This window comes from Chitinophaga sp. OAE865 (assembly GCF_040546735.1).
Lineage (GTDB): Bacteria > Bacteroidota > Bacteroidia > Chitinophagales > Chitinophagaceae > Chitinophaga > Chitinophaga polysaccharea_A.
Window position 1 is genome coordinate 6,355,308 of record NZ_JBEPOF010000001.1, and the last position, 12,832, is coordinate 6,368,139.

Consider the following 12,832-nt stretch of genomic DNA (forward strand, 5'->3'; position numbering starts at 1 on the left):
TAAGTCAACATGAGAAACGCTTTCGTGAAACAACTACCCATCCTGCTCCTGGGCGCTACGGCACTCTTTTCTTCCTGTAACAACAGCGCCGGGAAAACCGGCGGCGCCGACTCCGCCGCTACCAAAGAAACCGTGAAAATAGGCGTGCTCCACTCCCTCAGCGGTACCATGGCCATTTCTGAAGTATCGTTAAAAGATGCAGTACAAATGGCGGTGGATGAAATCAATGCCAAAGGCGGCGTACTCGGCAAACAAATAGAACCGGTGATCGTAGACCCGGCGTCCGACTGGGACCTGTTTGCGGAGAAAGCCAAGGAACTGCTCATCGATAAAAAAGTATCTGCTGTATTTGGCTGCTGGACTTCCGTATCCCGCAAATCAGTACTGCCGGTATTTGAGCAGAACAACGGCCTGCTCTTTTACCCGGTGCAATACGAAGGGGAAGAATGCTCCAACAGCGTGATCTATACCGGCGCTACGCCCAACCAGCAACTGATTCCAGCCGCGGAATACCTGATGAGCGAAAAAGGCGGCGGATATAAAAAGTTCTACCTGCTGGGAACAGATTATGTGTTTCCCCGTACAGCCAACAAGATCCTGAAAGCTTACCTGCTTTCGAAAGGCATCCCGAAAGAAAATATCATTGAAGAATACACACCGTTCCACCACCAGGATTACCAAACCATCATCTCTAAAGTAAAACGCTTTGCAGCAGATGGCAAGGCCTGTATCCTCTCTACCATCAACGGCGATTCCAATGTGCCTTTCTATAAGGAATTTGCCAACCAGGGCCTCTCCTCAGCTACCTGCCCTATCATGGCATTTTCTGTGGCAGAAGATGAGCTCCGCTCTATGGACACCGAATTCCTGGTAGGCCACCTCGCAGCATGGAACTACTTCCAGTCGAACGACCTGCCTGAGAACAAAAAATTCGTAGCAGACTTTAAAGCCTTCTGCGCAAAGAAAGGGCTCCCTGGCGGCGATAAAAGAGTAACAGACGATCCTATCTGCTGGGCTTACACCGGCGTATACCTCTGGGCCAAAGCCGCTGAAAAGGCTGGCTCCTTCGATGTATCGAAAGTACGCAACGCTCTCTACGGACTGGACTTCCCTTCTCCCGACGGACTGGTAAAAATGGACCCACGGAATCATCACCTGGCTAAACCGGTAGTGATAGGCGAAATAAAACCCGACGGCCAGTTTGATATCATCTGGAAATCTGAAGGACTGGTAGATCCGCAGCCATGGTCGCCCTTAACATCACCTGATAAAGATTGCGACTGGGTGAACCACAACGGTACCTACGCAAAAAAATAAGCGGGTGCTTTTTTACAGAAGACAGGCTATTTCCAACTTATCAAAAACGATGCGATGAATACTTCCTTACGGATGCTGATGTGCTGCTTACTGCTGCTGCCGCTGTTTTCAGCGGGGCAGGACAGCGCCTCCATCTACACCGCACAGCTGCTGCAACCACCCGCCGACTCCGTGCGCACAAAAGCTATTGGCAGGCTGGCCGCCCTTCGTATACCGGCCACCTTTCCTTTGCTGATGGCGATCAATGATAAAAAGCTGTACCTGCTGGATCAGAAAGCGGTTACGGTGGACAGTAAACCTACCGGCGAAGGAACCTACCGGCTTTACTCCCTTTATCCCGACAACATACTTCTTACCAACAGCAGCGGGCAACCGCTGCTGTTACCATTGTCTGCCTTAAAAACAGTGGACATTCCGCGGGGCGACCGCCTCCAGCTGGCGGGCATCGCACCGCTGCTCAACCTTTTCAGCAATGATGCGCAGAAACGCATCCTTGCTTATTCACAACTCAAAAACACCGGCGACAGTGCCACGCTCTCTGTCCTGCAGGCCGCACTGGCTAAGGAAACCAACGCCGATGCACTCCGCACCGGCAAAGATGTGCTGTATGCCGCCCGGCTATACAAGGCTACCAGCACAGCTAACGCCAACGCCTATATCGACAGCATCGGCGATAACTGGAGCGATAATGCCCCCGTGTTATTACGGAACTATGCCAAAGCAGGATTCCTTAACCAGGAAACGGCCCACTATGCCGCGGCAAAGGCCATCAGCCTGGAGAAGCGGTACGACAGCTTGCAGCGCATCCAGAATTTTTTCAGCGGGCTAAGCTTGGGCAGCATCCTGATTCTCATTGCCCTCGGCCTTTCCATTGTGTATGGATTAGCCGGTATCATTAACATGGCGCATGGTGAGTTTATGATGATAGGCGCCTACACCACTTATTGCACACAGGTATTTTTTACCCACACACTGGGCATTCCACAAACAGATATTTTCTTCCTCTGCGCACTGCCCTTGTCATTCATCGTGGCAGGCGCTATGGGCTGGATCCTGGAAAGGCTGGTGATCCGCCACCTGTATGCCAAACCCCTGGAAAGCCTGCTGGCCACCTGGGGAGTAAGCCTCATACTGATCCAGACTGCCCGTTTGTTATTCGGCGATCTGACCGCGGTGAAAACGCCGCAGCTGCTATCCGGCGGCTGGCAGGTATCACCGCATCTTACCCTGCCCTACAACCGCATCTTTATTATAGTGCTCACTTTGTTCATGGTGCTGTTCACCTACCTCATGCTGTTCCGTACCAGGCTGGGGTTACAGATCAGGGCAGTTACACAGAACCGGCAAATGAGCGCCTGCCTGGGTATAGAAACCCGGCGCGTGGCATCCATCACTTTTTTTATTGGCTCGGGACTGGCCGGGCTGGCCGGTTGCGCCATTACGCTGATTGGCAACGTGGTGCCGGATATGGGACAAACTTATATCGTAGATTCTTTCCTGGTAGTGGTAACAGGCGGCGTAGGCAAGCTGGCCGGCACTATCTTTTCCGGCCTGGGCATTGGCTTCTTTACCAAAATATCAGAGTCCTTTTTCCAGGCAGTATACGGAAAAGTGTTTATCCTGGTGTTTATAATGCTGTTCATGCAATATAAACCCAAAGGCTTATTTCCAGACAAAGGCCGCATAGCGGAAGATTAAAAACCGGGCATTATGAAAACGAACAACAACACACTGCTATATATTTTGTTCATCGCTGTTTTTGCGATCCTGCTGCCGGCAGGTTACCTGTCGGGGCTTTTATCTGTGAACACTATCTCCGTATGGGGACGTTATTTCTGCTTTGCGATTGCGGCGCTGGGCATAGACCTGATATGGGGTTATACGGGCATTCTCTCCATGTGCCAGGCATTCTTCTTTTGCCTGGGCAGCTATGGTATTGCCATGCATTTGCTGCTGAAGAAAACCGCCGCTGCCGGCGCTGTGCTGCCTGATTTTATGGCCTGGAATAAAATAGACACATTGCCCTTCTTCTGGCAACCGTTCCAATCATTCGGCTGGTCGCTGGTGCTATGCCTGCTCATCCCCGCGGTGTTTGCCTTTATTGTAGGCTTCGTATTATTCAGAAGCCGTATCAAAGGTGTGTACATGGCTATCATTACGCAGGCGCTTACACTGGCGATGTGGCTTATTTTCCTGCGGAATGAAACTAACCTGGGCGGTACTAACGGTCTTACTGATTTCAGTACCATTCTGGGTTTTCCCCTGTCTTCATCTTCCGTAAAACTGGGACTGTACATGATTTCCTTTGCCGTATTATGCGGGGCCTATTTCTGTTGTTATAAGATCACGCATTCCAAGTTCGGGAAAGTATTGCAGGCCATCCGTGACAGTGAGTCCCGCGTGAGCTATACCGCTTACAAGGTAGTGGATTATAAGCTGGCCGTTTTCGTAGTGGCGGCACTGTTAGCCGCTGTGGGCGGTATGCTGTACCTTCCTCAAACCGGTATTATTACACCTGGGCGTATGGATGTAAAAGCATCTGTAGAAATGGTAATGTGGGTAGCGCTGGGCGGCAGGGGCAACCTGAAAGGCGCCGTGATAGGCGCTTTGCTGGTAAACTTCCTGTACAGCATCTGCACCAGCTTATTCCCTGATTCATGGTTGTTTATACTGGGCTTCCTGTTTGTAATTACGGTATTATATTTTGATAAAGGATTTATGGGATTGGTAGATAGTATTAAGCAGAGATTTTCCACCACCCGGTTTAAAACACCTCAAACTACCCACTGATATGCTGCTCAACGTAAACAACCTGTCGGTATCATTTGGCGGTGTGCATGCACTGAACCTGGATCATTTCAGCCTGCGCGATAAAGAACTGCGGGTGATCATTGGCCCTAACGGAGCGGGCAAGTCCACCTTCCTGGATATCATCTGCGGAAAAACAAAAGCAGACAAAGGAGAAATCACTTTCAACGATAAATCCATTCTTGGCAAAACGGAAGTACAGATCGCTGAAGCCGGCATTGGCCGCAAGTTTCAGAAGCCTTCAGTATTTCCCGGGCTTTCGGTATACGACAACCTCCTGCTGGCCGCCAAAATGAAGAAAGACATCTTTTCTTCCCTTTTCTTCAAATCCACGCCAGCGCTGGCAGACAGGATACACGGTGTAGCGGTGAAGCTATCGCTCACCAATGTGATGTACAAGCTGGCCGGTGATCTTTCCCACGGGCAGAAACAATGGCTGGAAATTGCCATCGTGGTATTGCAGGATCCCACCCTGATGCTGATAGATGAACCTGCCGCCGGCATGAGCGATGAAGAAACAGAGAAAACCGGCGCACTGCTGCTGGAGCTGTCCAAAGCACACAGCATTATTGTGATTGAACATGATATGAAATTTGTAGAACAGATAGCCAATGAACTGGTAACTGTGCTGGTTCGCGGCAAACGACTGATGGAAGGCACTTTCGCAGAAGTAAAGAACGACCAGCGGGTTATAGATTGTTATTTAGGCCGTACTAACGCTCAATTGGAAACATTATGATGAACACACCGGTTTTAGCTGTTAACAATATCTCCGCCGCTTACGGGCAGAGCATCATTTTGCGGGGCACTACCCTCGCGGTAAAGAAAGGCGCCGTTACCACCGTAATGGGCCGCAACGGCGTTGGGAAAACCACGCTGCTCAAAACCATCATGGGCTTACTCCCTGCACAGGAAGGCAGCATTGTTTTCAACAATGAGAACATCACCATACTGCCGCCGCATAAAAAAGCAAAAGCAGGTATCGCCTATGTGCCGCAGGGCAGGGAAATTATCCCGAAGCTAACGGTATACGAAAACCTGCAACTGGGGCTGGAAGCGCATCCCGACAGGAAGGCGAAGATCCCCGAAGAGGAGATCTATCACCTGTTTCCCATCCTGAAAGATTTCCGCAAACGCGCAGGTGGCAACCTCAGCGGGGGACAGCAACAGCAGCTGTCTATTGCCCGCGCGCTGGTGAGCAATCCCTCCCTGCTGTTGCTCGATGAGCCTACGGAAGGCATACAGCCTTCCATTGCCCAGGAGATTGGCAGCATCCTGCAACAGCTGGTACAGGAAAAAGGATTGTCTGTTTTACTGGTGGAACAGAAGATAGATTTTGCCAACCAGGTGACGGACCATTACTATTTTATGGACCGTGGCCGCATGGTGATGGATGGCACCGCGGAAGAGCTGAAACACACGGAGCTGGAAAAACATATCGCCGTATAGCTCCGGCAGGCAGGTTTTATTATCTTTAGCATTATGCATCCTGTATCAGAAGACAGAAGTATTTTTAAGATCTTCACCATCCTCTATGCGGTGGCGCTCACCACTATTGCATTATTGTCTGTATTCAGCCAGATCAAGATCCAGCAGGCGCTGAACCACCAGATGAACGATTCGCATGTGATCAATTTTGCGGCGAGGCTGCGCACTTACAGCCAGACCCTGAGCAAACTGGCGCTGCTGCTGGAATCAGGCCGCGACATAGAAGATAACCGGAAAGAATTTATCAATACGCTGAAACAGTGGCAGAAGTCGCACGAAGGCTTACAGGCAGGCAGTAACTTCCTCAACCTGCCGGCCAACGACCAGGATGAGCTGAAGCAGATGTTCGAGATCATCCGCACCCCTCACCAGGAGATATGGGATGCCGCCAGTAAAATGATTACGGTACTGTACCGCGATACAACTTTTAACGCGGCGCATATACGGCCTTATGTACAAACTATCCTGGCATATGAGAAATCGTACCTGCTGGGCATGGAGCTGATCGTGTTCGACTACGACCGCTTTTCCAAGGAACGCATCCGCAACCTGAAAGAGATTGAATACATTGTACTGGGCCTGGTGCTGTTTACCCTGATGCTGGAAGCCGGTGTGATCTTCTATCCCCTTTCTACCCGTATCCGGAAAATTATCCGGGGTTTGGTAGATGCAGAAGAGCGGGCCCGTAAGTTAACAGAAGAAGTACAGCTGGCTAACCAGGAAAAATTACTGCGCCAGGAAATGGAGCAGCGCATCCGTTCATATTCCATCATCAACGGGCAGGAGAAAGAGCGGAAACGGATCGCTGCTGAAATACACGACGGTATCGGGCAAATGCTTACCAGTTTGCGTATGAAACTGGAACAGATTGAAGACCGCAGCATGCAGCATGATCCCGAAATAGCCATGGTGAATACCATGATGTACAGCATCATCCATGAAACCAAACGCATTTGCGCCGATCTGCTGCCCAGTGTGCTGGAAGATTTCGGGCTCAGGGCCGCTATCGATGAGCTGATCAAACTATGCCGGCAAACTGCGCCGGGTATCAGTTTCCAGCTGGAAGAAACTTTATCGGCCGCGCCGTTGCCAAAGGAAGTTAAAACGGGCGTTTACCGTATCTTGCAGGAGGCATTGAACAATGCCATTAAACATGCAGACGCAGATACCATTGAAATAGATATTGACGGTACCGCCAACTTCCTGCAGTTAAGCGTGAGCGATAATGGTAAGGGCTTTCATTTCGATAGCCGCCAGCTCTACTCCACCGAGCAGGTCAAAAAAGTGAATGGCATCCGCAATATGAAAGAAAGGGCGGAATTACTGGGCGGTACGCTCCAGATCAATTCCCAACCCGGCACCGGAACAATTGTACAGTTGGCAATAACTTTTTAGCAATGAAAAAAACAGGCGTTTTTTTAGTAGATGATCATGAAATATTCCGGAACGGTCTTAAACAGCTCATCAACAGTGAAGCCGATATGGAAGTGATTGGAGAAGCCAGCAGCGGGGAAGATGCGATACAACAATTAGCAGCAATCCGGCCCGATGTGATCATTATGGACATCCGCATGCCAGGGATGAACGGCCTGGAAACCAGCATCCGCCTGCTGGAAAAAAATCCCAATGGCAGGATTCTCTTCTTTAGTTTATTTGACGAGCCGGATTACGTAGCTGCCGCCCTGGAAATGGGGGCCAGCGGTTATATCCTGAAAGATACCAGCAATAAAATATTCCTCAGCGCCATCCGCACCATTCACCAGGGCAGGTATTATTTCATTGGCGAAGTAAGCGACGTACTGGTAAAGAAATACCTGGACGCCCGGCAAACACCCGGCAATGGCGGCGCCTCCGACATTTCCCTTTCCCGCCGGGAAGAACAGATCATGCGCATGATCAGCCAGGGACTTAATAATAAAGACATTGCCGAATCGCTGAACATCAGCATCCGTACTATTGAAGCGCATCGCATGAATATCCTGCGCAAGTTCCAGGTGAACAGTATAGAGGAAGCCGTGGAATATTGTAAAACAAACGGGTTGCTGAAAGAGGAATAAGGGAACCGCTTTCCGCGGCTCCCTGCATAGATCTATTTTTTCCAGGTATTATCTTTTACATTGGCATCCATAAACAGGTTGCCATCCAGCCGTACGGCACTTACCTCCTTCTTCATTGCCAGCTCCAGCGTTGTAGCTTTGGTATTGGTTTTCCATACCGCGGGCGTTTGGTGAAAAGTAGCTTCGCTGCCATCCGCAAAGGTCACGATCACATCAAAGGGGATTGCAAACCCGCCGGTATTGGTAATTTTCACCGACAGGTGTTTCTTGTTTTGCATTACATCTGATAAAGTAAGATCGATGTAATTATAGCTGAAGAACCAGTTGTTCCAGAACCAGTCGAGGTTTTCACCGGCGGCCGTGTTGAAGGAATAAAAATAATCCCATGGGATGGGATGTTTACCATGCCAGTTTTCTATATAAGCATGCAGGCATTTTTTGAAGCGGGCATCTCCGAGCAGGTCTTTCACCGCCAGGTAAGACAGGGATGCCTTGCCATAGGAGTTATTGCTGTAGCCCATTCCGCTTACCTGGTTAGACATGGAAATAATAGGCTGATCTTCTTCTGTGGAAGGATCGAAGATATACTTGGTAACCCTGAATTTTTTGTAGAAGTTATCCGCTGTTTCCTTTCCTTTTTCCGCAATGCCGATGAGATATTCAAAAGTGGTAGCCCAGCCTTCATCCATAAAGGCGTAACGGCTTTCGTTGATGCCCATGTAGAAGGGGAACCAGGTATGCGCTATTTCATGGTCCTGCACCAGCTGTGCGAAACTGAGGTCGTCTCCTACAGAGCCATCGTTTACCATCATAGGGAATTCCATATCTGCAAAGCCCTGTACGGCGGTCATTACCGGGAAGGGATATGGCACGCCCGGCCAGTGACGGGAGAACCAGCTCAGGGCATTCTGTGAAAACGCTACCGAATGGCGGAAGTCTGTTGCCGTATCATTATATGCCGCCTGTACGCTGGCACGGCGCATAGTGCTACTGTCTACCACCACGCTGGAGGCATCCCATACATAATGGTTGCTGGCAGCGAAGGTAACATCCGCAATATGGACGGCCCTGAACTTCCAGGTGTTCCTGTCCTGTTGCCGGGTCACTACTTTCCGTTGCATTTCATCGAGGGTGGCAATATGCATCACGTTATCGGTGGTATAGGATTGCTCCAGGCGTTTTGCAAACTCCGGCTGCAATACTTCTGAGGCATTGAGCAGGTTACCCGTACCCCATACCACGAAGTTCTTAGGTACGGTTACCGATACGTTGTAGTCGTTGAAATCACTGTAGAACTCCACGCGGTCGGTATGATCCAGTCCGTCCCATCCGTTGTAGTCGTCGTACACCGATACACGGGGATAAGCATAGGCCATAAACACGGAGGTGCTGTCCAGCATACCTTCCCGGCCGCTTTGTATGGAGAGGTCGTAGTGCCAGCGGATCTGCAGCTGCAGGCTGTCTTTCGGCTGCAACGGAGCCGGCAGTACTATATTCGTTACCGTGCCCACGTCATTATTGACCGGCAGCGCCACTCCGTTGGCTATCAGCGTATCGATGGTGATACCATCTGTCAGGAAGTTTTTGCTGGTGTAGCCGGAGCGGGGCGACTGCGGCTTATGCAAATTCACGATCATACGGAGTAAAAAGCTTTTTAAAGCATTGGGGCTGTTGTTTACATAGCTGATTGTTTCACTGCCCGTCACTTTACGGTCCGGCGGGTTTACCGACAGGTGGATATTGTATGTCCCCTTGTTCTGCCAGTAATTCTTCCCTGGTGCGCCGCTTTTGTCGCGGGTTCCGTTTGCATACGCCTGTTTGATATTACGGGGCATGTACAATTCCTGTGCTGATGTTATGGTGTTTACACCCAATAACAACAGCAGGCTGTAAATAAGTTTGTTCATAAGCAATTGCTGGTTACAAACGCTAAAATTAGGGAAGTATGGGGAAACATCTTGCAGGATTTATGTAAACGGCAGGTTTTTAAAACCGGTCGATGCCTGTATCAAAAGCGAACATATTAAAACATCGGTAAAAGTATTTTCCGGGACCTTTTAATATTATTGGTCTTGCTGCCGGCATGGCTGTTACCTTACTGAAGTGATGGGCGCCACCGTGTCCGGCATCCTGCTGCCGCTATCAAGGGATTTTGTGAAGCTGGTGCTGATAGCTTTACTGGTAGCCACGCCGCTTACCTGGTATTTTATGCAGATGTGGCTGGATCATTATGCTTATCATACCCCTGTATCAGTATGGCTGTTTGTTGCCACTGGCGCGGGTACTGTACTTGTTACACTGCTAACGGCGGGTTATCAGTCGGTTAAAGCCGCACTGATGAACCCGGTGAAGAGTTTACGGATAGAGTAAGGGTTAATTCAGCTCTGCACCCCGACTGTATTTTCTCCGGTATTCCTGCGGGGTTAAACCGGTATAGCGTTTAAACACCTGGCGGAATGTTTTCTGGTCGTTATAGCCGGCATTATACATGAGGGTATTGATATTGAGGGCGCTGTTTTCCAGTTCTTTTTTGGCAGATTCAATTTTCACGCGCTGGAGATACTCCAGCGGGGTATTGTGTGTGGCCAGTTTGAAACGGCGCACAAAGTTACGTTTGCTCATATTGGCGATACTGGCAATCTGTTCAATGGAGATCTGCTGGTCATAATTTTGCTCGATATAGATTTGCGCCCTGAGGATGTCCTCATCTTCATGGCGGCGTTGCCCCTGGAACACGGCGAAGTGCGCCTGGTTATAACGGTCCATATCAATAGAAAATAGTTTGCTTACCTGGATACTGGCTTCCCTTCCGCTGAATTTTTCTATCAGGTACAGCACCAGGTTCAGCGAAATAAAGGCGCCGCCGCTGGTGTAAATGCCATCTTCATCTGTCATTACCTTGTCCGGCAGGATATTGATAGCAGGGTAACGGTTGCGCATATCATCAATGGCCTTCCAGTGGGAGGTGCAGGATTTGCCGTTCAGCAACCCCGCTTCAGCCAGGAAATAGCTCCCCAGGCAAAGGCTGGCCACTTCCGATCCACAGGCATGCATGGTACGGATCCAGTTCACCAGGGCCTTGTTCTTTTCCAGCACGGTATCCGGCGAACCTTCAAAAGCGGGCGCTAGAATCAGGTCGGTATGTGTTACTTCGCTAATGGTTTTAAAACAGATAAACTGCGCCGGTGTATGAAGCTGGATATTCTTCATCTTTTCACTCACCAGGTCCAGCTTAAAGGCAGGCTCCTTCCCTGTTGCCGCAAGGAAGCGGTTGGTCGCCACCAGGATATCCACCACGCTGGACACGGACGATAAAACGGCATCTTCATAAATAAGCAGGGAGACTGTCTTCATAGCATTTTGTGTCTGTTACAACGCAAATTTAACCTATTCCCGTGGCACAAACACCCCCTAAATTAGTCGCATTCACACACGCTCTTTTACATTTTAACACCGGAGATTTGTAGTACATTAAAATCGTAAAAATCATGAGTACTCCTGTAACGACTGGTTTTAAAGATAGTGCTGTTAAACCCGGTCCCTCACACAAAGTTGTATCTTCTGAAGAATGGCAGGAAGCCAGGAAAAAGTTCCTTCAGAAAGAGAAAGAATATACCCGTTTAAGAGATGAGCTTACCCGTGAGCGTATGGCATTACCCTGGGAAAAAGTGGAGAAGGATTATGTATTTGAAGGCCCGGAAGGCAGGGTAACCCTTTCCGATCTTTTTGAAGGCCGCAGCCAGCTGATCATCCAGCATTTTATGTTTGGCCCCGATGAAGAAGTGGGCTGCGTAGGCTGCTCTTTTGCTGCAGACTCCATTAACGGTGTGCTGCCTCACCTGGAGCATCACGATGTATCATTAGCGGTGGTATCGCGCGCACCGCTGTCTACGCTGGAAGCGTTCCGTAAGCGTATGGGCTGGCATTTCAAATGGGTATCGTCGGGCGAAAGTGATTTCAACTACGACTACCATGTATCATTTCACCCGGAGGAGCTGGAGAAAGGAAAAGTATTTTATAACTATAGCGTGGTAGAAAATTTGCCGAAGAATATGGAAGATCTCCCGGGGCTGAGTGTATTTTATAAAGATGAGAACGGCGATATTTATCATACATATTCTACTTATGGCCGTGGTGGTGAATTACAGCTAGCCACCTACAATTACCTTGATATAGCGCCATTTGGGCGTAACGAAACAAATGACCGCGGGGATTTAACTTCCTGGGTAAGGCATCACGACAAATACGATGAGAAAGGGCATGTAGACAATACCGGCAGGTATCATAAGGAAAAGACGCCGGGTTCCTGTTGTTCTGAAGACTAATCATCATGAAAACACATTGTTCCTGCGGCGCTGCTACGGGCAGCAGCGATCGCAAAACAACCGCAGCGCAATCCACCGGTCCGCTTACTTTCCGGCAACGCTTTGTAAAGGGAGTACGATGGCTGATACCGGGCATCACCCTTGTACTGCTGCCAAAGTGCCCGGTTTGTCTTGCTGCCTATGTAGCGCTGGGTACAGGAATCGGGTTGTCTGTAACCGCTGCCACATGGCTGAGATCGGGACTGGTGGTGTTGTGTGTGGGCTCCTTGTTTTACCTGGCGGTAAACTGGATGATGGCCTACCGGAAACGGCGGCAGTCAGCCTCTTAATTCAAGGTCAAACAACATCAGCTCATTCACTTCTCCCGGTGGAAGAATAGTGCCCTGCAGGGTAAATCCCGAGCGTTCCAGCAAACGGACGGACCGGTGATTATCCTGCTGTGTGATGGCAAACAAGCGGGGGAACGGCAGTTCCTGACGGGAATAATTAATGGTACCTGTAGCCGCTTCATAAGCATAGCCCTGCCCTTCAAAGGCAGGCAGGAAGGCAAATCCCAGGTCGGGCTGCTCCAGGTATTTTCTTTTAAACAGTCCACAGATACCAATAGGCGCCCCTGTTTCCTTTAACACTACTACCCAGGCGCCATAACCCTGTTCCGTATACAAGCGTAACAGGTTGTTCATGATATAGCGCTGTGCATCCTCCAGGGTACGGATATGGCGGTCGCCGATATACTGCAGCCAGGAAGGCGTGTTCAGCAATTCAAGCACAAATGCATCGTCCGCAGCCGCAAATGTGCGAACCTGCAGCCGCGGCGTTTCGAATAGAACTTTCATG

13 protein-coding genes are annotated in these 12,832 nt (G+C 49.8%); 10 read left to right on the plus strand and 3 right to left on the minus strand.

Annotated features, from left to right (window positions below; translation table 11 throughout):
• The first annotated feature begins 9 nt into the window (after positions 1-9).
• From urtA to ABIE50_RS25365, 7 genes are read left to right on the plus strand one after another with little or no spacing between them, the layout of a single operon-like run.
• Positions 10-1,317 carry an urea ABC transporter substrate-binding protein gene (urtA, locus tag ABIE50_RS25335; protein ID WP_209865066.1) on the plus strand — a complete coding sequence of 436 codons (1,308 nt, stop codon included), beginning with the start codon at positions 10-12 and terminating at the stop codon, positions 1,315-1,317.
• A gap of 54 nt (positions 1,318-1,371) precedes the next feature.
• On the plus strand, positions 1,372-3,015 hold the full coding sequence (gene urtB, locus ABIE50_RS25340) for an urea ABC transporter permease subunit UrtB (protein WP_209865069.1): 1,644 nt from the start codon (positions 1,372-1,374) through the stop codon (positions 3,013-3,015).
• Between the two features lie 12 nt (positions 3,016-3,027).
• Complete coding sequence (urtC, locus tag ABIE50_RS25345) at positions 3,028-4,107, plus strand: urea ABC transporter permease subunit UrtC (RefSeq protein WP_209865072.1); 1,080 nt, start codon at positions 3,028-3,030, stop codon at positions 4,105-4,107.
• Between the two features lies 1 nt (position 4,108).
• On the plus strand, positions 4,109-4,864 hold the full coding sequence (urtD, locus tag ABIE50_RS25350) for an urea ABC transporter ATP-binding protein UrtD (RefSeq protein ID WP_209865075.1): 756 nt from the start codon (positions 4,109-4,111) through the stop codon (positions 4,862-4,864).
• On the plus strand, positions 4,861-5,574 hold the full coding sequence (urtE, locus tag ABIE50_RS25355; protein WP_209865078.1) for an urea ABC transporter ATP-binding subunit UrtE: 714 nt from the start codon (positions 4,861-4,863) through the stop codon (positions 5,572-5,574). Before urtD ends, urtE begins: the two co-directional genes overlap by 4 nt.
• A 33-nt stretch (positions 5,575-5,607) precedes the next feature.
• Positions 5,608-7,008 carry an ATP-binding protein gene (locus ABIE50_RS25360; protein WP_209865080.1) on the plus strand — a complete coding sequence of 467 codons (1,401 nt, stop codon included), beginning with the start codon at positions 5,608-5,610 and terminating at the stop codon, positions 7,006-7,008.
• 2 nt (positions 7,009-7,010) lie between these two features.
• Complete coding sequence (locus ABIE50_RS25365; RefSeq protein ID WP_209865083.1) at positions 7,011-7,670, plus strand: response regulator; 660 nt, start codon at positions 7,011-7,013, stop codon at positions 7,668-7,670.
• Between the two features lie 32 nt (positions 7,671-7,702).
• Here ABIE50_RS25365 and ABIE50_RS25370 read toward each other — a convergent pair whose 3' ends face one another.
• Positions 7,703-9,577, minus strand: a complete 1,875-nt coding sequence (locus ABIE50_RS25370) for a M1 family metallopeptidase (protein ID WP_209865088.1) — start codon at positions 9,575-9,577, stop codon at positions 7,703-7,705.
• A gap of 199 nt (positions 9,578-9,776) precedes the next feature.
• Between ABIE50_RS25370 and ABIE50_RS25375 the strand changes: the two genes are divergently transcribed.
• Positions 9,777-10,040 (plus strand): ABC transporter permease, encoded by a 264-nt coding sequence (locus ABIE50_RS25375; RefSeq protein WP_209865089.1) that lies wholly within the window; start codon positions 9,777-9,779, stop codon positions 10,038-10,040.
• Between the two features lie 3 nt (positions 10,041-10,043).
• Here the strand turns inward: ABIE50_RS25375 and ABIE50_RS25380 are convergent, their stop codons facing one another.
• Entirely contained in the window at positions 10,044-11,024 is a 981-nt protein-coding gene (locus tag ABIE50_RS25380; protein ID WP_209865091.1) for a GlxA family transcriptional regulator, read from the minus strand.
• A gap of 134 nt (positions 11,025-11,158) precedes the next feature.
• On the opposite strand from ABIE50_RS25380, the gene ABIE50_RS25385 reads away from it, so the two are divergent.
• Positions 11,159-11,995, plus strand: a complete 837-nt coding sequence (locus ABIE50_RS25385; protein ID WP_209865094.1) for a DUF899 domain-containing protein — start codon at positions 11,159-11,161, stop codon at positions 11,993-11,995.
• A gap of 5 nt (positions 11,996-12,000) precedes the next feature.
• Positions 12,001-12,324 carry a hypothetical protein gene (locus ABIE50_RS25390; RefSeq protein ID WP_209865097.1) on the plus strand — a complete coding sequence of 108 codons (324 nt, stop codon included), beginning with the start codon at positions 12,001-12,003 and terminating at the stop codon, positions 12,322-12,324.
• Here the strand turns inward: ABIE50_RS25390 and ABIE50_RS25395 are convergent.
• Positions 12,313-12,831, minus strand: a complete 519-nt coding sequence (locus tag ABIE50_RS25395) for a GNAT family N-acetyltransferase (RefSeq protein WP_142687887.1) — start codon at positions 12,829-12,831, stop codon at positions 12,313-12,315. The genes ABIE50_RS25390 and ABIE50_RS25395 overlap by 12 nt on opposite strands.
• Between the last annotated feature and the right edge of the window lies 1 nt (position 12,832).